This window comes from Acidithrix sp. C25, assembly GCF_904848545.2.
Genome location: NZ_CAJHCI020000006.1, coordinates 422,868 through 446,512 on the forward strand (window position 1 = coordinate 422,868; position 23,645 = coordinate 446,512).

A 23,645-nucleotide genomic window follows, 5' to 3' on the forward strand; every position below is an offset into this window, starting at 1 on the left:
TTGAGGGTTGATCGCGAAATTTTGAAGGGACCGTTGTTATTTGCTACAAAGGTAGTCAAAGATTTTTCAATTAATCCCAAAGTAGTTAGGGGATGACCTTAAGTGCGACGTAGAGGTCTACCAATTCGCCAAAGCAGTCTAAATCGACCCCGACTGCTTCATGGACCTTGTTGAGGCGGTATCGCATTGAATTGGGGTGAATCCCCAGGTTGGTCGCTGCAAGATTGATGTCTAAGTTGGAATCCAAATATGCCTTAAGCGTGGCTAGGCTATGGCGCTCAAGCTCAAATATGGCAAGGCGATCCTTTTGTTTGCAAGCAAATGACGTCTTGTCGGCTTGGGTGATCAACCATGTCACCATATTGCAGTCGTCAAACCAAAGTACTCCAGTCCCCTGTGATCCCTTCCTGGCGTCGCTTCTGGCTGATTTTTCAATCAGTTCACCATATGCAGCGTTAGCCTGGCGATAGGCAAGGCTAAATTGACCTGGACCATCCACGGCCTTCGATATCCCGAAATTGAGGTTTTGTGGCGTCGATATCTCGTTCAGAATCTTTTCAATTACATCAGCCTTTGCTTGGATGATTGCTACATACTTTGAGTTGTGGCTATCCCAGATGGTTGGTGTAAAGTTTTCGGTCAAAGCGTCAATCTGCTCCCCAATGCTCTCTTTTAGATCGCGAGATGTTTCAGAGGAGGGGGAACCTACTATTACGTGAACTGGCTCAGAGAAGTCGATGCCAATTTCGATCAATCGTTCAAAATGGGTTCGATAGCCCTTATGCGTTGCACCTTTAACGGGCCTGATGCCAACCAGTTCAGCTAGAAGCGCACGTTCTGAGGAGCGTCGTTCATTAAGTTTTTCGGCGTTTGTAGATAGAGCAATGGACAATATGTGACCGGCGGATCGGATAAGGGGCAACGAAAGGTGAAAGCCTGGTTCTACCTTGGATTCATTGGTCTTTATCAATGCCAGCCACATAGTCTCTTGAGTAGGTGTTACTACCGCAAGGGCTAGCCCTGGTCCATGTGGGGTGTCGAATTCGATCAACTGCGAAAGCGTGGTTGCCGGAGTGTCACCGAGCCGGCTTCGACTCACAACCTTTGGGTCACGTAGCTGTCTGGGTCCTTTAGTGGTTAGACCGAGTTGCTGATTGATCTCCGCTAAGGCATTTAGCTCCAAGTTGTCCGATGATGCAACTAGCTCTCCACTAGAACTAATGAGTGCAACTTGGGATAAGACTAACGGAGATAGTCGCTCGACTAAAGATCGAAGGGGCTTTTGGTTAAGGAGAGAGTCGAGGAGGTAATCTTGTACTGAGACGAACCTTCTAAGGGCGCCAACGTTTGGCGAGAGAAGCGCTTGATTTACAAATGCAATTATTTCGGCAAAGCCAGTAGCGAAGGGAACGCTAAAGACCGGAAGATCTAGTTCGTTGGCGACTTCGAGTATTGAAGATGGTACCGATTTGAAGTTGATGCCCAAAGCGAAGCCAAGGGCGGTAATTCCACCATCGACAAGTTCTTCTATCAACTCTCGTTGTTCTTCAGGTTTCCCCTTTAATCGAAGACCCGTAGTGAGGGCGATCCAATGTGAGGAGATCCAACGAGTTGGATTTGAAATTTCAAAGGAATGAGCCCCAGTTACAGGTCGATTCAATGAGTTGGCTTTGGGGGTCAAAAGACTCAAACCAAGCGATGGTTGGGACAGCACTTCACCTAAGGTGAGCTGGGTGGGTTGGGGGGTTTTTACATCAACCATTTCTTTGGCTTTCGTGGGAAACAACGGTGTATTCATCATGGGCCACGGCTATTTTGAATCATTTCTGATGGAATTTTTCAATTTATGTCCCTGCGGGAGAGAAGAACCACGGCTATCACTTCTTATTTATGGATGTATTTAGATGTAATTAAGCGATTTGGCGAGATTGGCACGTTGGAGCTTTGGAGAGATAGAGAAGGTACGGGAACCTATCTCTCGTTGATGTGACAGTTTTGTTATTTTCAGATTGATCGCCACGGAATAGCCCTTTATCCCATATTTGTGCTCTAATGATAGCCACCTCGCAACCTAATCTCCAAATTTCAAGTTGACCTGGAATCTTATTTAGTTAGCCGCTCTAGATCAAAAACTTTCTCTATGACTTTCTCTATGATCTCGACCTTATTATCGTAGATAGCTACCAGGTGGTAACATGATAGCTATAGTCTTGATTGGACTGTGGCTGCCTCGGATCTTTATGGATAAGGACCTTTGTATTTAGCCGATCGAAATCAATCAAGTCGGTTCTCAATCAAAACAGATGAGGGAACGGGTCTTGCCTCATCGTAAGGAGCTAGTAATGGATCGAATCGGAATCGTTGGAACGCGACATCGCTTTGATGAAAGTGATATAAGCAGAGGCAAAGACGGTATTTTGCACTATATGGTAGGCGACAATACATTGGTTGAACTACTAGCGAATTCAGCCGCACGCAACGCAAATAAAATCGCCCTCAGGGAGTTGAATGGACGATCAGTCGATTACTCGGAATTGCTGAAACTTGTTGAGGAGGTTGCAGGGGGTCTCCGCCATAGAGGAGTGAGCCCCGGTGACCGGGTGGGGATTCGTCTTTCCAATGGGATTGATTGGGTGGTATCTTTCTTTGCTATCGCCTTTGCCGGAGCGGTCGTCGTTCCGATAAATACTCGCCTCGCTCCAGCAGAGGTCGAATTCATCACCGAAGACTCAGGCTTGGCCTATCTCTTTTTGCCTAACGAAGAGTTGCCGCGCGGTGATTCGTATCGATTTAGTGAAGCCACCCGTGAGACGCTTGCTGGGATCCTCTATACAAGTGGCACTACGGGACGCCCTAAAGGTGCGATGCTCAGTAACGAAAACTTCGTCTCAAACGTTGAGACAGTTAAGCGAGTAGTTCCCATTGAAAGCCACGACTTGATGTCGTTGGTTGCAGTGCCACTCTTTCACGTTACGGGGCTCAATGCCCAGATGCTCCCGACGATTGCGATGGGTGGAACTCTGGTATTGATGGAGACCTTTGATATCAACGTCTTTATTGATTCAATTGAAACCTATAATATCGATACTTTAGTTGCAGTGCCAGCGATCTATTGGTTTGCTTTGAATCAACCATCGTTTGAGGGCGTTGATACCTCGTCTGTGAAATACGTTCTTTATGGTGGTGCACCAATGCCGCCAGACCTAGTTCCAAAGATGATGGGCGCATTTCCAAATGCCCGTTTAGGCAATGGTTTTGGATTGACTGAAACTTCCTCGATAGCTACATTTCTTCCTCATGAATTTGCAAAGGAGCACCCCGAATCGGTAGGGTTTGCATCTCCAGTCACAGAAGTCGACCTAGCTGAGGTTGATCCGGTTACTGGCGTTGGCGAATTGATGATTCGAGGTGCCAACGTTGCAATGGGCTATTGGAACTTAGATCTAGCCACCAAGAACTCCTTTGGTCAAGGTTGGTTCAAGAGTGGGGACATGGCGAGGATCTCAGATGAGGGCCTAATTGAGATCGTCGATCGGCGCAAAGATATGGTAAATAGGGGCGGAGAAAATGTCTACTGCGTCGAAGTAGAAAATGTACTCGCTGAATTTGTCGGTGTTTTAGAGGTGGCTGTCATCGGTGTTCCAGATGAGATGATGGGGGAGAAGGTAGGTGCTGTGGTCGTTCCTGTCCCAGGGGTCGACTTTGATCCAGCGGCTATGGTTGCTTTCGCTAGAAGCCGCTTGGCTGACTATAAGGTTCCACAATACGTATGGGTGAAGAAAGATCCGCTTCCGCGAAATGCCGGAGGAAAGGTCCTAAAGCCGAACCTTAGAAGCGATGCAAAGTGGGGCGTAGCTATCTTTTAGGGATGGTGTCTTGCCAATAGGTGGCTTTGGCGTATTGAATGTGACGCCAAGGCCTTGTTTTGCCCAACTGGTGACGCCGCTAAAAGACGGTTTCATTTTATCTGTGCGGCTCTTCGGGCAAGTTTGAAAAGCTAAATCCAACATAGGCGATAGCATTGACGATCAATCCCGAGGCGTTAGTTGAATACCTTTAGGGGGTAGATTTTTGGCGTACAAGCGCCATATTTGGACTATCAGGCCAACAGTTAAGCATGCATGGGATGATGCAGTGTGCTTGGCCAATGCTCTGGAAAATGGCGCGTCAGGGACTGCTGCAATAGCTATTTGAGCTAGAACTTGGATTGAGCTAGCTTGGTTTGACTGACTGAAGCTAGCTCGTCTCGTCGAGGGACTGTTTTCGAGAGGTCATTATCTATAAAGGTTGCAGAAAAAGGGCTAGAAGAGTTGTCGGCCTGTTTTTTGGTATGGTGTGATCTTGCGGCACGTCATCTTGAATTAGATAATTGCTGATCCCGTAAAAAGAGTTTTAGTAGCACCACCTACCCATACCTCTCCGTCGGTATTAGTAGTAATTGAGATCTCACCCTTTCTGCCAAGGCGCAAACCCTGCGATACCTTGTATCCTTCCGTAAATTCACCGGACCTAGTTATCCATTGACCAACTGAGGCGTTCATGCTTCCACAGACCGGATCTTCGGCGATACCGATCGCCGGAGCAAAGGTGCGCATCTCGAAAGCGTACTTGGAGCCAGCCGGGTAAGCTCCAATAGCTCCCACCATAGCATTCGGGATAATTGTCAAATCGGGTTCCAGGTCGAGTACCTCTTGAGCAGTTTCAAGTCGAATTACTGCCCAACCAGGACCGTTATCTACCCATTGGTGAGCAAGTATATTTTTGCGCTTGATTCCAAATGAAGCCGCGATCTGTTCTAAATAGTTTTCGTCAAGGTTTCCGGATCGGACAAGATTAGGTGCTCTAAAGGATAGTTTGCCCATCTCGTATCGAACTTTGATAAGTCCGGCACCGCATTGTTGGATGAGCGTTTGTCCGTGATTTGCGACTCCACCATTTTCGAGCCATGCGTGGGCGGAGCCGAGAGTTGGGTGACCCGCGAATGGCAACTCGCCACCGGGAGTAAAGATCCGTACAAGGTAGTCGGCCTCTTGGGTGGTTGGTTGAAAGATGAAGGTTGTCTCGGACAAGTTTGTCCATCGAGCGACTTGGAGCATCTCTTTATCGTCTAATCCTTCTCCATCAAGGATTACGGCTACGGGGTTGCCGCAATACGGAGTCGTTGAAAAGACGTCGACTTGGGCGAAGATGCGTGGGCGAGTCATTGAAAATGAGACCTTTCGACAAGGTTTCCGGATTGGATGGAGTTATTCTATTTCATCTTCTGGCTCGGAGTTTTTCAGCGGAGTTTTTGTAGCTCTATTATCTGTTTTGTGCTCTAGATGTGGGCGAGCTGTTTGAAATAGTCGATTGGTGTGGGTCGCGCGGTCTGTATTGGCTTTGGAAGGCGGGATATGTCTATCTCGTGGCGTTTGGCTCTTGGATTTTGGTTCTCCTTAACGGGTCATAGTCGGCTAGTAGTCACGAGTGGTGTTTCTTTGGAAATCATAAAATTGGATACGGTGTTAAATCCGCGCATGTCGAGTCTGTCCTGTGTGCGTAGGTCAAAGGCTCTAAAGCAAGTCCAGAGATGACGTGAAGGCCACACCTATGCTTGTTCGGTGGGGGATCGTCATGTGGTTGACTCGTTAGATTGGTTACACCAATGCGCTAACGTCATGGTATCGATTCGCCGGTGGTTGTTCTATTGGAGCCTTGGTCTATCTTTATCAAAGGAGGTTTCGTGAGTTTCCGTCGAACTTCGGTATTTTTAGTCGCTCTGCTTGGCCTTTTTGTTACAAGCTGTGGTTCGGCTACTTCCCTGGCAGGTTCTAGCGTCTCTTCGACGACGCTAGGAGTTAGGAGTTCGGTTTCTACGCGCCCTAAATCGCATAAAACCTCGAGTAACGTTTCATCTAGCTCAACCACCAAAGCATCCCCTGTTAGCTCACCTTCAACATCGGCGGCGGCGACTATTCCAACGTCGGCTGCGGCGACTATTCCAACGTCGGCTGCGGCGACTATTCCAACGTCGGCTGCGACCGCGGCTTCAAATGGTAAAACTACCTTTATTGCGGAGCCACAAGATGGCCTTGGCCCCTGGAGCAGCTTGATCTCTTCGGCAAGTGTATCGATCTTTGTAAATGAATATCTATTTACAGATCAAACGCTTGCATCCGCGCTTATCTCGGCTGCAAGAAGAGGCATATTGGTTGAAGTAATCGTCGCCGGAAACCCCTACAAAGATTCGGCTGCGCCCGGAAATGCGATGGCACTCTTTAGTGGCTCACCTGTAAAAATCAAGGTTGCTCCGGCTAGGTTTTCGGGATCTTACTCATTTGATCATGCTAAATATATGGTTGTCGATCCTGGTAGAGCATCACAAAGGGCGATCTTTGGCTCTCCTAATGCCACCTATAGCGCGATGGGGACATACAACCTAGAAGATGCCGTCGATACTACATCACCACTGCTTGTATCTAGTTTGTATAAGATCTTTGAATCGGACTGGAATGGCGTCACTGCGGGAAACTCAGTTCGCAGCGCACTGGTGGTGTCACCCGGCGCATCTGCAGCGATATCGTCGATTTTATCATCGCCTGGCCCATTAGCGATTATGGCTGAAGAGTTGGGTTCTGCATCCGCACTCTATAGTTTGATTAGTGCTCACTCCTCAAGCGCTCGAGTGCTATTGCCTGATAATCTGAGCTACTCCGAATTGCAATATGCCAACGCTATGCTTCAAGGTGGGGTAGCAGTTAGGATCCTCAAGAGTCCCTACGTCCACGCCAAACTTATCATAAACGCCAATGAGACCTTCATAGGATCGCAGAACTTTTCCAGCGTCTCATTGGATAATAATCGTGAAGTTGGCGTAATCCTGAGCGATCCAGCTATCCGTAGCGCGGCTCTAGGGTGGTTTAACACCGAGTGGAATCTTGCGACTCCCCTTGGACAGACTGCTTCATCTTTCACTTCGACACCGACAACCACAACTACCTCGACTATTCCAGTTACCGCGACTCAAAGTGTTTCAGGAACTGGAGTGTCGATTCCATATCTTTCAGATGGAATCTCAGAGAGTCAAGTTTTAGCGCTTTGGGGTTCCCCGACATCAACGGGATCAGACGTCTACAACTCGATTCCTGAGTTAATTTGGATCTATTCATTTGGAAAGGTTTATTTTCAAAATGGTCAAGTGGTCTACGTGACACGGAGCTAGGGCGACCTGCTCCTATACCTGCCGTCCGATAAGTATAGTTATCTCAAAGAGCGAGCTGATAACTCCGCCAGGTCGTTGAGAGTCAATTAGATCTATGGGATTTCAAGATCGCAGATAACTTTTCGCCCCGCTTTTAATGACACATTGTCGATTATTAAAGTTCAAGATTGACAGCTCTAAATTGCTCTTTCTAATTTATATGGCCTACAAGTAGTCTTGTAGGCCATTTCTTGTAGATAACCTTGTCTTTTATCGACGAGATTTTTCATTGATTTACAATGCAACAGAGCAACAGGGCTGAGATAAACAAGATAGAGAATGCGCATTCGAAGTTGCGCGGAAAATGTTTTAGCGTTCGCTTGCGCGACATTTTGATTCACTTCGGCTTATTTACCAGGCGTCACCCAAATCTTGGGTTTGTTCGCCGGGCGGACGGCCACGTTGAGGTAGTGGTCGTGTAGTTGTAGGCACTCGTCCTGCTTCGACAAAAGCTCGTCGAAGTATCATCTCGATCTGTCCATTTATGCTTCGAAGCTCATCTAACGCCCAATGAGCTAGTGCATCATGAACCGCTGGATCTATGCGCAGTGGGACCTGCTTACGTCTTTCCACTGCTTAAGAATAAAGGGTCCCGGCGTTAACTACCAGAGAAACCGGTTGGTCACCACAGAGAACAACCATTAAATTACTCACCATTGCCGCTTTAGGCTCTTCGTCGAGTTCGACGATGCCTCGTTCGCTAAGGCGGGTGAGTGCCATTTAACCATCCCTACTGCGCCATCGACAATTCGAGAGCGAGCGACTTCTCAGCACATGTGTGTTTGCGTCTCCACATCCGCATATCCGCGAATCAGAGTTTGAAATGGCTATTGCTTACGAAACTTGATAAGTATGAAACCCAATCAACTAAACCCAGTTCGAAGAGGTGGCCCAATAAAGAAGGGGATTTAAATCGTCCTGGATTACCCTGACAAACTTTGGTGTCGGTTTTTGTCTTTATGGTCTGGGTGAGAAAAGAGCCAACGTGTAGTAGGGGGTAATCCTGTGGTGGTCTAAGTGCGAGAGCCTCGCGTAGCGTTTCCTTGTCAGGTACGAATTAAGTGAATGAAGCCTAACAAGGCTGACTTTAGTGAATTTGATTTAATGGCTAGATGGCATCAGAGCAAAGGCCGAACGGTCTCTCTTCTTCCACAGGGCCTATTTTCACACGAGTTAGTTTTCGGATCAATGGCGATGGGCGGTTGTTTCTGAGGCATTTTGTCAAAGCCGCATCCGTCAGAACCCGAAAGCAATAAGGCCAAATGATATCTAGTCGTCGCATGCTAGTTTTGGATACAAAGTTGGCGGTAGGGCTGTTTTAAGCAAGCCTACCGCCAACCTGTTTTGTTTAGGCTTTGCCGAAGCGGTCAAGATTCATGACTTTGACCCAAGCTTTCGCAAAGTCAGCCACGAACTTTTCTATACCATCTTCGCTGGCATAGACTTCTGCAATAGCGCGCAATTGAGCATTCGAACCAAAGATTAGATCTACTGGCGTAGCGGTCCAAGTTACTTCGCCAGTCGTTCGATCATGTCCCACAAAGACGTTCTCAGACGATGAGGAACGCTTCCAATCAATATTCATGTCGAGTAAGTTGATGAAGAAGTCATTGGTTAGAGCCTCCGGGTTTTTTGTGAAGACTCCGAGGCTAGAACTGGCGTAGTTGGCACCAAGGACTCTTAGTCCGCCTATTAACAGCGTCATCTCCTTCGAAGTTAGAGTCAATAGATCCGATCGTTCGACTAAGAGATACTCGGGAGCTAGCTTGTGGTTGCTTTGGTAGTAGTTGCGAAATCCATCGAAAGTTGGCTCCAACACCGAGAAGGAGTCGACATCGGTATCGTTTTGGGTCGCATCGCCTCGTCCTGGAGTAAATGCAAGACTGATGTCGATTCCCGCCTTCTTTGCGGCCTTCTCAATTGCCGCACACCCTCCAAGGACGATTAGGTCCGCCAGAGAGATTGCCCTATTGGAGGTCTGATCTTTGTTGAAGGATTCTTGGATCTCTTTGAGGACCTGTAGACGATCGGCCAATTTATCTGGCTCATTCACCTCCCAGTTTTTCTGGGGCTCGAGGGCAATTCGCGCACCATTTGCACCACCGCGTCGATCTGTTCCACGGAAGGTCACAGCCGAAGCCCAAGCAGTCGAGACTAGTTCAGAGATAGTTAGGCTCGAATCTAGGATTCTTTGCTTCAGCTCATCAATATCGCTGCCTTCGATGAGCTCATAGTCTCCCTTAGGAATAGGGTCCTGCCAAATCTCTCGCTCACTTGGGACAAGGGGTCCGAGATATCGCGAAATAGGCCCCATGTCACGATGGACTAGTTTGTACCAAGCTTTTGCGAAGGCTATCTCCAACTCGTATGGATTTTCTAAGAAGCCTCTAGAGATTGGTCCATAGATTGGATCTAACTTGAGGGCTAGATCTGTAGTGAGCATCATTGGAGCGTGGCGCTTTGTTACATCGTGGGCATCGGGCACATCTCCCTTGGCCGACGGGTCACTTGGTGTCCATTGCTTGGCACCCGCCGGACTTGTGGTGAGTTCCCAGTCGTATTTAAAGAGGTTTACAAAGAAGCCGTTATCCCACTTCGTCGGATTGTTAGTCCATGCTCCCTCTAAGCCGCTGCTCATGGTGTCGTCTGCATTGCCCTTTCCAAAGGAGTTTTTCCACCCAAGGCCCTGCTCCTCAATGGACGCACCCTCTGGCTCTGGGCCAACATAGGTTTGAGCGTTTGGTACCGCGCCATGGGTCTTTCCGAAGGTGTGACCACCAGCAATTAGGGCCACAGTCTCCTCGTCGTTCATGGCCATACGGGAAAAGGTCTCCCTAATATCCTTTGCTGCGGCTAGGGGATCTGGATCTCCATTTGGTCCTTCGGGATTGACATAAATGAGCCCCATCTGAACAGCCCCAAGGGGGTTTTGTAGCTCTCTATCTCCGCTATATCTTTCATCGCCAAGCCAAGTCTCTTCGGGGCCCCAATAGGTATCGTCCTCTGGTCCCCAAATGTCTAGACGTCCAAAACCAAAGCCGACAGTTTTTACGCCCATTGCCTCTAGCGCGCAGTTGCCAGCAAAGATAATCAGGTCGGCCCATGAGATGGTGCGACCGTACTTCTTCTTTATCGGCCAAAGTAGCCGTCTCGCTTTGTCTAAATTGACATTGTCTGGCCAACTATTCAAAGGCGCAAAGCGCTGCGTTCCACGACTACCTCCTCCGCGTCCATCAAAGGTTCGATAGGTGCCGGCGCTGTGCCATGCCATCCGGATAAAAAGTGGTCCGTAGTGGCCATAGTCTGCTGGCCACCAATCTTGTGAAGTGGCCATAACCTCAAAGATGTCTCGTCTTAGACCTTCAATATCGAGGGATTTGATCGCCTCTGGGTAATCGAAGTCGTCACCTAATGGAGTTCGAGTTGCTTCGTGCTTGTCCAGGTGGCGTAGATTAAGTTGGTCGGGCCACCATTCTTGGTTCGGTCGAGCTTCGAGAGTCGTAGATGGCTTTGGTATGGGACATTCATTCTCCACGCCTTGGTCCGTCATTATTTTTTCGCCTTTCTCCTTGGTTTCCTGAGATGACTCTTGGGATCTCAAAACTGAATCCTTTTGACTTAGCTCTCTTTTACGGGTTGCTTGCTTATCTTTTGGTTATTTAATTTCTAGTCGATGAGAAGTGAGATCCTGTTGCTCTTAGTGTGGAGGATCTTGTACGGAAGGTTGATGGTTAGAAGGTCGATGCTTAGGTTGCTTGCACCTTTCATAACAGCCGAATCCTCTAAAAAGTTCGCGTTTTGGCTCTTTTGTAGATAAAGCCCCTCAAAACCAATAGATCGTATGTGGAAATAGTTTTCATATGATCTAAGTTATCCTTGGTTTTGGTCGGGTTCAATACCCTGGGAATCATTTGAGTTAAATGATCTTCTAGTCGTTGTATCTGCCAAGCCCAGAGGGGCCAACCGTTTTCGAGCTATAACCCTGAAGAACAGCTCAACAGCACCACTTTGCAAATACCAAATAGCACGGAGCGATATTTAAAGCTCCAATTGACAACAAATCTCCCGTGGCGCGGCGTTGTAATTGAATGTTGAGTGGGGCCACTTGCTCAGACCTGCTGGGGCCATTGTGGTCAATTGTTTACAGTTCGCAACTGAGTTAGCTTTTTATGGAGTTCAAATAGAGGGCGGCTTTTGCCTTAGCGGCCTTTGCGAGCGACTTTGAAAATGATAGATTGAAGGTTGGTTTGATCGCTGTCGGAGTTTGAGCCGTTACCATTCCTGCTACCACCCCCATCGAATAGGAGATGTCATCTAGCACTGAGATTGCTAAAAGCGATATTTTATGGTTGTTTTTTTTGTTGACCCATAGATTTGAAATTCCATATAACACAGCAATTTTGATGCTCCATTGTCGCAACCTTGGGGACACTAAGGATCCTATTAGGAGAAATGTTCCTCTCGATCTTATGATATTTTTGGTCGATCGGCGCATTTCGACCATTGAGATGTCGATCAGTTCCTTACTATTAGGGCGCGTATTTATGTTTAGTAACTTAATTGTTCGTCTTCGATCTAGGCAAACAGCCGCTGCCCTGAGTGCCTCGCCTAGAAGAGGCGCAAACATAGAGATCAGAGCAAATTCATCTACTACCTCATGGCTGATTTGGCGACCATATAATTTTGCGAGTGGTCCACTGGAGCGTCCATAGCCAAAGCGTTGTTTGCAAAGGGATATAAGGCTATCTCTACTTGGGTGAGAGACGGTATTCTTGGCGTTGTAATAGATCGTTCTTTGATCTAGCAGTGCTCTTTTGATCAGATCGACGTCTTCGCCCAAACGCATTGATTCATCAAAACCCCCCAAAGCACAAAAGGTCTCCTTGACTATCGCTATGGCAGTTGAGGGCAGATAGCTACAGGATCGTTTCGATCCAACAAAACCTTCTCGCTCGCCTAGATCTAGCGCGGAGTTGGTGCTTTCGTAGTTATCTATCAGTTTTTTAATGGACCTACCTGGCGCCGTGTCCCAAGAGTCAAGGGTTCGGATCCTGGGGGCAGCGATCTCGATTAGCCCTGGCAAAACAAGGGCGACTGTCTCATCTAGAGACGAATCAAAACTAAGAGCGCAATCTAAAAATAGAAGCAGTGATCCGCTGGCCTTTGCAGCACCGGCATTTCGTGCCCGTGCGGGACCATAATTTTTATCTAATGCTATGAACTTTGCTCCAAATTGCTCCGATATAGCTCTATTTTCGGACACAAAGCAAGAGCCATCATCGACGACAATTATCTCCAATGCGCATCTGAGTTCCTTTGCGCATTTCAAGGTGTTTCTTAATCTATCTGGCGGATCAAAACAAGGAATAATTACAGATGTATCTCTGGCTTTTAGTTGTTTGGACGGCATGGGGGAGACAGCGACGAGGCCAAAGTTCTGCAACCTCTCAAAGAGACGTATCTCGCCCGGGGTTGAGATAGAAATAGGTGATTCAAGTGCGCGTTTGATCACAAAAGTGCCCGCCTCGGAGAGCTTGAGGGCTATCCTGGCGGGCACAGAGATGAGGTTTGGGCCGACTAGCTCACATTCGCGTAGCGAAAAGTTGTAGGAGTCCCAAAGTCTATTAATCAAAGAGGATCATGCCACGAACGTTCTTGCCGTCACGCATATCCTGATATCCTTGGTTTACTTGATCTAGAGTGTAGGTCGCGGTCACCAATTCATCGAGCTTTACGATGCCGTCCATATAAAGGTCAAGGATCTTTGGTATGTCGAATCGGGGATTAGCCGAGCCAAAGAGCGATCCGCGAAGTTGCTTTTGATAGAGCGTCATATCCAAGAGGCTTAGCTTTACATCGACTTGTGAGAATGGAGAGATGGATGTGATTACGGCTTTTCCGTTCTTGCCCAGCAGAGCCATTACTGGAGCTACCAAGTGACCCTCGCCGACGCCGGTAGTGATTACAGCTGAGTTAGCCATAAGGCCATTGGAGATTTCAGTTATAAGTCCGAAAGCTTCGTCTAGGTTGGCGGCTGAGTGGGTAGCGCCGAAGAACTTTGCGGAATCTCGTCGTGCTTCGACCGGGTCGATTGCAACGATGAACTTTGCGCCAGCCAATCTAGCCCCTTGGATTGCATTTGTGCCAATGCCTCCAACGCCTACAACAGCTACGATGTCTCCGGCTCTTACTTCAGCAGAATACAGAGCAGATCCGATTCCGGTAGTTACGCCACAACCCACCAAGGAAGCCTTGTCCAGTGGTACGTCATTTCGAATCTTGATCGCCGAACTCTCATGGACGACAACATAAGGTGAGAAAGTTCCAAGGCAGCACATGGTCCCAATTCCTTGGCCCCGCGCTGTAATTCTTTGGCCCCCGGCAACTTCTTGACCTGACATGATCAACGCGCCTAGTTCGCAGAGGTTCTGATGGCCCGTAGAGCAAGCGCTACAGCGACCGCAAGACGGTATGAATCCTAGAACGACGTGATCGCCTTCTGCCAAAGAGGTAACGCCAGGTCCAACTGCTTCTATGATGCCAGCCCCTTCGTGACCACCAACGATTGGCAATACTGCTGGTAAGTCACCGGTAACTAGGTGTTCATCCGAGTGACAGAGGCCGGATGAGGCTAGCTTTACCCTGACTTCTCCATAAAGTGGATCGGCAAGTTCTACTTCTTCGACGCTCCACTCCTGATTGGTCCCCCATAATACTGCTGCACTTGTCTTCAACGGTCCCCCCGTTCATTTGAGGGATCACAGCGACCCCATACCTGAATTAATAATACGCAATAGATGCATCTTAAGATGGTCATTTTTCTATACGAGTTATTAAATATTTTCACAAGAAGGCTCGATGGAAAGATCTTGCGCTACCTTGACTTGGCTATTTTGAGATAAATCAGTCACATTCAGACCAAGTAATTTATTCGGGGGGTAATTTTTGCCCATTTAGTCTTATTTGCCTCTTGGAGGTGACGTTGCCACCACGCCTTGAAAGTGATGTGTTGCATCTAGTTGCGGCAGTCGAGATTTGTGTATTTGGAATTCGATGATCCCTCTGGAGTGACCCATTTGGGGGCAATCTGTTTTCCAGATTGAATTGGATGCAATTAGAGCGAGAATTTGTTTTGACTAATTCGATCACAACAGGGGTGCCTCCGTGGATCTTGAGACAATTGTTATGTCAGCCCGATTGTCATTGCTCGGCGAATTCTTGATGATTCACAATTGTTTGCATTGTTTGGCTTTTTCATGCTTGCTCTTTTGAATTGACGCTGTTTGGTTCTGTGGTTGCGGGTTACTTTTTTTGTATGGATTGAAGATCTATCTGCCAGACCTAGCTGACAGATGTCAATGTTTGATCCCAAGGCCTAGGCCTCTTGTCGATATGTGGATAAAAGCAAGCTGCCACGCAGTTTGGATAATGGCGTCATGAGATCTGATGGCAGATTCTGGTTCGCCAGAGGTTTTTAGGAGGTGTTGTCTGATCAACTTGTTGGTTCACAAGGGATTTTCGTTGTTTTTTGGGTGACTTTGGCAATTGGGGTTGCCATGGAGGAGGGTGGTCGGGGCGGAATCTGACTCTTTGATCAATTTGATCGATTCTTTGGCAAAGTGTTTTTCGGTTTATATCTCCGAGGCGAAGTCCTTTGGGAAATAGGTTTCTTGTCATATCTTTGAGAGGGCGGATTTGATAAAAGTCCATATCCCAAGGGTGCTTGTCGCAGTTGAACCTATGATCATGGTTGATTCTGGCACTTTGCTATCGACTAAATGTCGTAGAGGTGATTTTTGTCGAGGTCTTGAAAGTTAGTGTGGTAGCTAAGGAAAAAGTCGCGACCTCTACTACGTGCTTGACTCAGAGGGATGGAGTAGCCCAAAATGGACTCGTTTGTACACTTGCATAATCACACCGAATATTCAATGCTCGATGGTGCGGCGCGAATCGAAGATGCCGTTAAAAAGGCGGTTTTAGATGGCCAACCAGCGATGGCAATTACGGATCACGGCAACATGTTTGGCGTGCTTCCGTTTTACGAGACGGCGCGCAAGAAAGGGATCAACCCCATAATTGGCATTGAAGCTTATATGGCCGGGGGTTCTAGGTTTGAGCGACCTCCTCGTCGGGGTAAGGTAGACGAATCTAACGAGCGCGATGCTAAAGAGAAGCTTTATTATCACATTATCTTGTTGGCTGAGAACAACCAGGGATATAAAAACCTTATCAAACTCTCTTCGGCGGCCTTCCTGGAGGGTTACTACTATAAGCCTCGTCTTGATTACGAACTTTTAGAGAAATACCATGAAGGTGTAATCGCAACAACTGGCTGTTTGGGTGGTCTGGTACTACAAGCACTAGCGAGAGATGATATCAAAGGTGCCTATGATCACGCCTCGAAGTTAAAGGATATCTTTGGACCGGAGAACCTTTTTGTTGAGCTCCAGGACCATGGAATCGCACTTCAAAAGAAGACCAACCCACTTTTAATTGAATTGGCCAAGAAGCTAGAGCTTCCACTTTTAGCGACAAATGACGCCCACTATACCCATCGAGAAGACCACCGTGCCCACGACGCTCTTCTTTGTATTCAAACGGGTCAAGCACTCTCTGACGAGAAGCGCTTTCGTTTTGAAGGTGAGGAGCACTTCATAAAGACCTCACAGGAGATGCGTGAGCTATTTAGCGAAGTTCCAGAGGCATGTGACAATACATTGCTAATAGCAGAGAGGGCCAATGTTGAGATCGAGTTTGGAAAGCCCAAACTGCCTGAATTTCCTGTGCCGATTCAATATCAAAAGGAGCGCTACGATGAATCTGCATCGGCCTATCTGCGCGAACTAAGTTATGAGGGGGCGCGAGGGCGTTATGGACAGGAGCTCTCCGAAGCCGTTATTGAGCGTATAGATTACGAACTCGATGTCATCTCAAGGATGGGATTCAGCGCCTATTTCTTGGTCGTTTGGGACTTGATCCAATTTGCTAAAAGAAGCAAGATACGTGTGGGTCCCGGTCGTGGATCAGCGGCGGGGTGTTGCGTAGCATATTGTTTGGGTATCGTTGATTTGGATCCAATTCGGTACGGCCTTCTCTTTGAACGCTTTTTGAATCCAGGACGAATTCAAATGCCTGACATTGACATGGACTTCGACGAACGATATCGCCAGGATATGATACGTTACGCCTCTGAGAGATATGGCTATGACCACGTGGCCCAGATCGTGACATTTTCTCGAATCAAGGCGCGAGCCGCTGTTCGGGACGCTGCGCGAGTTCTATCGATGCCATATGCCCTCGGTGACAAGATTGCAAGAGCAATGCCGCCATTGGTTATGGGGCGAGATACACCACTTTGGGCTTGTTTGACTGAGACCGAGGCTTATAAGGATGGATATCGGATCGCTGCTGAATTACGCGAAATAATCGCGAGTGATCCAGATGCTAAGACGATTGTGGATGTTGCATCGGGCTTGGAAGGACTTCGACGACAAGATGGAATCCATGCCGCAGCGGTTGTAATTACCCATGAGGCATTGACTGAATATCTACCGATTCAACGCAAGCCAGATGCTGGATCGAGTTCGGATTCGGCTCCAGTGGTGACTCAATACGAGATGCATGGTGTTGAAAATCTAGGCCTTTTGAAGATGGACTTTTTGGGCCTTCGAACCTTATCGGTGATTGAGCGCGCCCTTGCATTGATAGCTGAGACAACTGGTGAAGAAGTCGATATCGATAACATCGAGATGGCAGACGAAAAGACTTTAGCTATGTTGCGTGATGCGGATTCAATTGGAGTCTTCCAACTTGAAAGTAAGCCGATGCGGGCCCTCATGAAGTCCCTAGCGCCAACGGCCTTTGACGATATTGCAGCGCTCGTCGCCCTCTATCGTCCAGGTCCGATGGCAGCTAATATGCACAACGACTATGCGGATAGAAAAAATGGTCGCAAGCCAATCAACTATGAGCATCCGGATCTAGAGGAGATCTTGGGCGACACCTATGGACTGATGATCTATCAGGAGTCTGTCATGAAGGTGGCGCAGAAGTTTGCCGGCTACACCCTAGCTGAAGCAGATGACTTGAGAAAGGCCTGCGGTAAAAAGGTTCGAGAATTGATTGCTGCGCATCGAGAGAAGTTTGTCAACGGGTGTGACGTTGCTGGGTATGGCCGGGCCCTCGGAGATACACTTTTTGACATTATCGAACCCTTTGCAGACTACGCCTTCAACAAGTCTCACTCTTTCGGCTATGGATTTGTGGCATATCAAACTGCCTATCTAAAGGCTCATTTTCCATCTCAATACATGTCAGCTATTTTAACGTCGGTAATGGATGATAAAAATAAGACAGGGATGCTCCTAGCCGATGCCAAAGAACATGGCATTGCAATCTTGGTACCTGATATAAATGAGTCTCGTTCGGACTTTTGGCCCGTTATCGATGGCGACAATCTGTCGATTCGCTTTGGTCTATCTGCAATTCGAAACGTTGGGGAAAACGTTGTCGGACTTATTGTTGCAGAGAGGAAGGTAAATGGGCCATACGAGAACCTAGAGAACTTCTTCGCTAGGGTTGACCCCAGCGTGCTAAACAAGCGATTGATTGAATCTTTGATAAAAGCCGGCGCTTTTGATTCCTTTGGCCACACCAGAAAGAGCCTCATGGCCGTCTATGAGAATGTGATTGAACGAGCCATCCGAAAGCGTAAGGAAGATTTAGACGGCATAATGAGCCTCTTTGATGCCCCATCTGACGATGGCAAGCCTTCACTTGGATTTGATATCGTACTGCCAGATCTTCAAGATACGAAGGGAGATGTCCTCAGCTTTGAAAAAGAGATGCTTGGCATGTTCGTTTCTGACCACCCAGTCAGTGGATATGAGAAGTTCATAAAGAGCAAGACTGATAACACCATTGCTGAACTCTCGGATCTAAAGGGCACCCCACGTGAGAATGAGATGATGGTAATTGGCGGTGTTGTCACCAACCTTTCAAAGAGGTATACAAAACAGGGTGCACTAATGGGCAATTTTTCATTGGAGGATCTGACCGGCTCTATGGACGTCTTTGTCTTTGCAAGGGTCATGGCTGACTATGGAACGATGCTCGAAGATGACAAGCTTGTTTTGGTAAAGGGACGGATGGATTTCAGGGAAGATGAAGCCAAATTTATCGCCTCTTCCTTCGAGGAGATAGATCGTTCTAGTGAATTTAATGATTCGCTGACGATTCGCTTGGATGCATCCCAGGTAACGTCAGAGTTACTTGGGGCCATTCGCGCGACTCTGGAGCGCCATCCTGGGAATTCCATGGTGCGACTTCAGGCAGGAGGTCTCCTCTATGACCTAAGTGGAGAGATTAGGGTCAAGGTCGACTCCGGAAGCTTAATTGGCGAGCTCAGGGAGTTTTTAAATTCCGAAAGTATCGTTCTTTAGATTAACCCGGCCATAGAATGATTACCCAGCTCAAGGGCTCCTTGGGCACATTGGAGAGGTCTAAGACCCTGGCTTTAGCCATTGGATGGACGCCTAACGATGTGACATTTGGCATTTCGGACTAGGCTTGTAGAAGGGAACGTTTCGATTCCTGGTCTTAATCCAAGGAGACTGTGGGGCTTATGTCTGTCGAGATAACGACTCGTGATTGCTCACTTTTAAGCGATGGCGAACTTGACGCAATGGCGGAACTTGTGGCATCCAGTGAAGTCAACCTAGATTTTGGTTACCTCTCAAAGGCTCGTGAAGAGTGGGTCTTAGTTACAGAGGTCAAAGTTGATGGTCGACTTAGGGGTTTTTCATTTTACACTCTTGAGCGAATTGGTGGAACGCCTGCAATTATTATTGGTGCTCTCGTAGTCGAGAGAGGTCCTCAGGCACGAGAGACGCTCTATCGGGTCAGAGAGGGTCAATTCAAAAAGGCGCTGTTAGCCTTTCCTGATGAAGATGTTTTGATGGGATCAAAGCTTCTTGATGTTGGAGCTTTTGAGATCTTCGAAGATCTCGAAGATATAGTTCCAAAACCAGGTCATAAACCGACTGGTGAGGAGCGAGCTTGGGCTCGACGCCTAGCCCGGCGATATGGAAGTGAAAATAGGGTAGATGATCGCACATTTATCTTTTCTGGAACGGGTGAGATTACTGGTTATTCCGGTTATGAGCCAGCGGTTCGATCTTCGGTCTATGCAGATTTTGCAGATTTTTTTACACCACTAGAGTCTCAAAAGAATGACTCGCTGATTGCATTTGGATGGATTATGGCTGAAGAATTGGCCAAGTTCGTAGCTACTGACGACTGATATTTTACGGGCCAGGTTGCCTAAAAGATGATTTGCTTGCCCCGAAAATGTTTGAGAAGACGCGTTTCGGGGTTGGTAGCTTCTCTTTAGCAGATATTTATCTCATTTCAGCAGATTAATGCCAAGGTAAATTAAATTATGAGTATTATTCTTTTTCTCTAATAAAAAATTAGAGGCAGGGGATAATTGTTATTGGGACTTCATTGTGCTCGTTATTGAGAGCTCCCCTAAGAGCGCCGATAGTTTTTCCTGAACCTCACTCACCCTCCTTGTTCGCTTGAGCTCCTTGGAGAGGCGCTCATTTGCCTTCTCCAGCGTTTTAGCCTTGGAGTTATTAGATTTGGGCCTTGGTCCCCGTGGCTTGGCAAGTGATAGATCGACCTTCAAGCCCAAATGCTTGCACCATCTCGACATGTGGGAGCTATGCAACCCTTCCCATCTAAGTAGGGGACTTTTGCCTTCGGAGTCTAGAGAATCGTACTCTTTGAGTATCCGAGCTTTGTAGCTCGTGGAAATTAATCTTCTGGTGGCCTTTGGGGGAAGCTATATTGCTAAGGTATCTTCTTTATGGTTGTCCATAGATCCATCCTAGGATCGATCCGACGATGCGTTATCTAATTGCATTGTTGAATCATCAACTTCTCCGCCCTTACCAAATACTTTTAAATAACTGTCCAGGGTGAGGTCGACACTGAGGTTCGTCGGCTGATTACTTACCATTCTGGAGGTTGAAATAAGTAGTTAGCTTGTGGTTGCTCAAATCCTACATCAGGAAGTGTTTCGCTTTAGTACGATGGGATAAATCGACCCGCCTGCGACGAGACCCTCGCGCAATACTATGGTGGAGGCGGGAATTACCCGAATGCTTTTGAAGCAGATTTTCTTTGGGGAGCCTGTGCATTTTTCAACGTTCCCACACTTGCGGCTCTCGCCCAAGCAATCCAGGAGAACGGTGCCTACCTAAATAACTGGCTTCGAATAAGCCGAACTGTATTTGACGATTTCGCAAATCAGTTTAAGACTCCAAATAAAGAAATAGGAGTAGGGTTTTCTATTGGAGATCCGCTTACTGCTGACTCAATCAACGCTGCCGTATCTATGTGGCATATGCCTTCGAAACTACTTATTGGAATCAGCTACCCTTTGTGCTACTCCTGGCTTAGAGTCGTCCATAATCCTCAGAAAAGCCGTAGATGACTTTCTGATCCAACAACGGGAGGACTATGTGCCAATAAATATCAAAAAACCAGCCATCTAGCCATTAAATAAGGGACCTTGGAAATAGGCTTGACGGATCAGGAAAGTCTGGTCCAAAGATTTCGGCGAGATGGTTAAAAGTACTGGTGCTGTGTTCAAAGATTTATGCGAGATGGTCCAAAGAATAGGAATAGTCAGCCGACTTATCAAGAAATATAGGTGGTAGACAAAATGAATGCTCCACCACTGGTTCTTGGGCGCGATCGCAGCATCAATTACTTTACTGGCATATGGTTCTGCGTTACTCGAATTAGCGGCCATCTTGGAATCTGAAGAAGCCCTTGTGCTAATCAGTTTGTAGGGATTCTGACCAATCGATAATTTATGTCGGTTTATGCCCGATCGACGATCACATTTACGAATTGAGTTAACTCTGATAAATCGTTGATGCTACGCCTGACCTATCTTGAAGTAGCGATTGGCCCAGAGTACGGTAGGCAATATTGCTTGAATAATCAGACAAAAGTGTAGTTGATTGGACTGCTCATTGGATCTGTGGATAACCGGGGTCATCTATCATCATGGTTGTTAGGATCTAAATTCATCTCGCCGATCGGTAATTTATCGATAGATAATTTAGAAACTGGCGCCGGCAGCAACCGCTTGGCTCCAGGTATAGCTATAGTCGCTAGCTGGTATCACGTCGTTTTGTGGTATCGCGATAAAAATCTGAGCGAGTGAGACCATTCCGTTCATGGCTTGGTATCCGGCCCCCATGATGAGTTGGTAACCGGGAGCGGAATGAAGAATATTATCACGATGGCCCCAACAGCCACTGGTATTATTCGCAGTACAATCTAGGTTTCCGCTTCCTAGTCCATCGTTGTACATCCAGTCGTAGTCAGCAGCTAGGGCGCTGTAGTCTTCGGCCCAAATTGATCCGTAGCCATAGTAGCCAGTCACTCCTGGTATGGTCTCCATTGCGTAATTGGGATCAGTTGCCATAGCGGCTCCTCGGGATGCATCAACGTTGAGTTGGTTGACGAGGCCGACAAAGATTGGAAGGCCTCGGGAGCCCCTCTCTATGTCGATAATCACGAGCGTCTGTTCGGCTGGGTTCAAAGTTGCAAAGTTGCTAGGTAAGGTGAAAGGAGCGAGTTCCTCGGAATTCAGCCTTGCGCTGTCCAATGCAGCTACCTCGAGATTTTGACAGGCACCAGAGTTGGGGCTTTGCCAGCATGTAGTGGCAAAGTTCGGAGAGGCCGCGATGTTACCTGTAGGATTTTTGGGTGGGAGCAATAACCTGGGGTTTGTGGTCGGTGTTGGCGTTGTTGGGCTGCCAAATACAACTGGAGCGCCAGCTATAACTTTCGCGTCGCCCAATGAGGTTGGGGAACCTTGGTCGTCTAAGATAAGGTACCCTTTCCCATCCTTGCTGGCAATTAAGGCTTTTCCAGCGCTGGCAGTACCATAAAAGCCAGCATCTCCAAAGGTAAATATCCCACCATCTGCCGCCACTAGCCAGTATCCCTTTCCATCTGGAGTAGCTGCCATTCCAACGATTGGTTGATTTAGCTTGATTGCTCCAGTTGATCCATAAAAGCCAGCATCTCCAAAGGTAAATATCCCACCATCTGCCGCCACTAGCCAGTATCCCTTTCCATCTGGAGTAGCTGCCATTCCAACGATTGGTTGATTTAGCTTGATTGCTCCAGTTGATCCATAAAAGCCAGCATCCCCAAAGCTAAAGACTCCACCATCTGCCGCCACTAGCCAGTATCCCTTTCCATCTGGAGTAGCTGCCATTCCAACGATTGGTTGATTTAGCTTGATTGCTCCAGTTGATCCATAAAAGCCAGCATCCCCAAAGCTAAAGACTCCACCATCTGCCGCCACTAGCCAGTATCCCTTTCCATCTGGAGTAGCTGCGATTCCAACGATTGGTTGATTTAGCTTGGTACCAGCCAAGGATCCATAACCAAGAGCGCTTCCGTAAGTTTTTAAAGTTCCGTTGCTCTCAACTGCCCAGTACCCGTTTCTACCAGGTGTCGGGGCAACTCCTACCACTGCATTTGAATAACTATTGCTTGATGGCCGGTACGCTACGTGGGTAATTGAGCTAATTTGTTCGCCAGCGCTAAGGTAGTTGGTATTTTGCGGTAGCGAGGGCGGGTTTACTATCGACGCAGCACCAAGGAGAAGGCTTGCTCCTAGGATTGGTTTTTTCAATGCTCTCATGCCGTCCCTATTTCTTTTTCGCGGGGCTATGCACCATATATCGGCATGAATTCACTATTAGTAATAAATTTCGGAGATTTGACTACAGATTTGAGTGAAATGCACCGATTTCAACGGTTTGGGAGGTTTTCCCACCAGTTGCTGGGGAAAGATAAGCCATTTTCTTCTTCGGGGCCGTAACCAAGAGTGACCAATGAAAAAGCCCAATCTAAAGGCGATAGAACTACCATGACAAGGAGCCAAGCTTTTCTTTGAAGTGGAGATGCGGAAGCCGAATCTTTTTGGGGTTAGGACTATCGAATGTGCCATTGCTTTAATCTTTGCAACTGCGGACTTTTTCGAGTTTCTTGACCGCGACGCAAATCACTAGACGTTAAAGGCCTATTTGAATGCTCTGCCTATCTGGTAGTGCGATTGATTTTTGTTCGTTGAATCGACCTATTAGGTTCGCTATCGTGATGAGTCGACGATTTTCTCTTGGCTAACTTTTTGTAATAGGTAAATGCGACCATTGCCTCTAACACCACTTGGAAAAACCAGATCGTTTCTCGGTTTGCTAACATAGTGGTCCGCCGGTGGATCGCATGGTGGTCTGGGAATTTGCTTTAGTCGATCCTTGGATCAAGGGAATGTTCTTTTCTTTGGTATCGTATATCACCTAGATATTCA

Annotated in this window: 11 protein-coding genes and 1 pseudogene; 4 read left to right on the plus strand and 8 right to left on the minus strand. The window is 47.5% G+C overall.

All coding sequences use genetic code 11. The features are described from left to right. Window positions 1-85: 85 nt before the first annotated feature. Entirely contained in the window at window positions 86-1,762 is a 1,677-nt protein-coding gene (locus ACIDITHRIX25_RS71110) for a PucR family transcriptional regulator (RefSeq protein WP_201732393.1), read from the minus strand. A gap of 580 nt (window positions 1,763-2,342) precedes the next feature. Between ACIDITHRIX25_RS71110 and ACIDITHRIX25_RS71115 the strand changes: the two genes are divergently transcribed. After that, window positions 2,343-3,866, plus strand: a complete 1,524-nt coding sequence (locus tag ACIDITHRIX25_RS71115; RefSeq protein ID WP_052606691.1) for a class I adenylate-forming enzyme family protein — start codon at window positions 2,343-2,345, stop codon at window positions 3,864-3,866. 495 nt (window positions 3,867-4,361) lie between these two features. Here ACIDITHRIX25_RS71115 and ACIDITHRIX25_RS71120 read toward each other — a convergent pair whose 3' ends face one another. After that, window positions 4,362-5,204, minus strand: a complete 843-nt coding sequence (locus ACIDITHRIX25_RS71120) for a PhzF family phenazine biosynthesis protein (protein ID WP_201732394.1) — start codon at window positions 5,202-5,204, stop codon at window positions 4,362-4,364. A 518-nt stretch (window positions 5,205-5,722) separates the two neighbouring features. On the opposite strand from ACIDITHRIX25_RS71120, the gene ACIDITHRIX25_RS71125 reads away from it, so the two are divergent. Then, window positions 5,723-7,201, plus strand: coding sequence for a phospholipase D-like domain-containing protein (locus ACIDITHRIX25_RS71125; RefSeq protein WP_201732395.1), 1,479 nt, complete (start codon window positions 5,723-5,725; stop codon window positions 7,199-7,201). Between the two features lie 390 nt (window positions 7,202-7,591). On the opposite strand, the gene ACIDITHRIX25_RS71130 is transcribed toward ACIDITHRIX25_RS71125, so the two are convergent. The 5 genes and pseudogenes from ACIDITHRIX25_RS71130 to ACIDITHRIX25_RS71150 all read right to left on the minus strand — a co-directional run bounded on the left by ACIDITHRIX25_RS71130 (window position 7,592) and on the right by ACIDITHRIX25_RS71150 (window position 13,974). After that, window positions 7,592-7,813, minus strand: a complete 222-nt coding sequence (locus ACIDITHRIX25_RS71130) for a type II toxin-antitoxin system antitoxin (protein ID WP_201732396.1) — start codon at window positions 7,811-7,813, stop codon at window positions 7,592-7,594. Between the two features lie 3 nt (window positions 7,814-7,816). Continuing rightward, window positions 7,817-8,001, minus strand: a pseudogene (locus ACIDITHRIX25_RS71135) (SPFH domain-containing protein); the annotation flags it as partial. Window positions 8,002-8,588: 587 nt separating this feature from the next. Then, window positions 8,589-10,790, minus strand: a complete 2,202-nt coding sequence (katG, locus tag ACIDITHRIX25_RS71140) for a catalase/peroxidase HPI (RefSeq protein WP_201732398.1) — start codon at window positions 10,788-10,790, stop codon at window positions 8,589-8,591. 609 nt (window positions 10,791-11,399) lie between these two features. Beyond that, window positions 11,400-12,872, minus strand: coding sequence for a glycosyltransferase (locus ACIDITHRIX25_RS71145; RefSeq protein ID WP_201732399.1), 1,473 nt, complete (start codon window positions 12,870-12,872; stop codon window positions 11,400-11,402). Continuing rightward, entirely contained in the window at window positions 12,865-13,974 is a 1,110-nt protein-coding gene (locus ACIDITHRIX25_RS71150) for an NDMA-dependent alcohol dehydrogenase (protein ID WP_052605197.1), read from the minus strand. The genes ACIDITHRIX25_RS71145 and ACIDITHRIX25_RS71150 overlap by 8 nt, the downstream gene beginning before the upstream one ends. A gap of 1,152 nt (window positions 13,975-15,126) precedes the next feature. Here ACIDITHRIX25_RS71150 and dnaE point away from each other — a divergent pair. Next, a complete protein-coding gene (gene dnaE / locus ACIDITHRIX25_RS71155) occupies window positions 15,127-18,681 on the plus strand; it encodes a DNA polymerase III subunit alpha (protein ID WP_201732400.1) in 3,555 nt (1,184 codons plus the stop codon). A 182-nt stretch (window positions 18,682-18,863) separates the two neighbouring features. After that, the gene (locus tag ACIDITHRIX25_RS71160) at window positions 18,864-19,541 is read left to right on the plus strand and encodes a hypothetical protein (RefSeq protein WP_052605199.1); all 678 of its coding nucleotides are present in this window, start codon (window positions 18,864-18,866) and stop codon (window positions 19,539-19,541) included. Between the two features lie 1,833 nt (window positions 19,542-21,374). On the opposite strand, the gene ACIDITHRIX25_RS71165 is transcribed toward ACIDITHRIX25_RS71160, so the two are convergent. After that, a complete protein-coding gene (locus tag ACIDITHRIX25_RS71165) occupies window positions 21,375-22,976 on the minus strand; it encodes a YncE family protein (protein ID WP_201732401.1) in 1,602 nt (533 codons plus the stop codon). Window positions 22,977-23,645: the final 669 nt, after the last annotated feature.

Excerpts from the sequence above, each read along its gene's own strand:
- ACIDITHRIX25_RS71120 (WP_201732394.1), bottom strand. The coding sequence starts at position 5,204 with ATGACTCGCCCACGCATCTTCGCCCAAGTCGACGTCTTTTCAACGACT.
- ACIDITHRIX25_RS71110 (WP_201732393.1), bottom strand. The coding sequence starts at position 1,762 with ATGGTTGATGTAAAAACCCCCCAACCCACCCAGCTCACCTTAGGTGAA.
- ACIDITHRIX25_RS71165 (WP_201732401.1), bottom strand. The coding sequence starts at position 22,976 with ATGAGAGCATTGAAAAAACCAATCCTAGGAGCAAGCCTTCTCCTTGGT.
- dnaE (WP_201732400.1), top strand. The coding sequence starts at position 15,127 with ATGGACTCGTTTGTACACTTGCATAATCACACCGAATATTCAATGCTC.
- ACIDITHRIX25_RS71160 (WP_052605199.1), top strand. The coding sequence starts at position 18,864 with ATGTCTGTCGAGATAACGACTCGTGATTGCTCACTTTTAAGCGATGGC.
- katG (WP_201732398.1), bottom strand. The coding sequence starts at position 10,790 with ATGACGGACCAAGGCGTGGAGAATGAATGTCCCATACCAAAGCCATCT.
- ACIDITHRIX25_RS71115 (WP_052606691.1), top strand. The coding sequence starts at position 2,343 with ATGGATCGAATCGGAATCGTTGGAACGCGACATCGCTTTGATGAAAGT.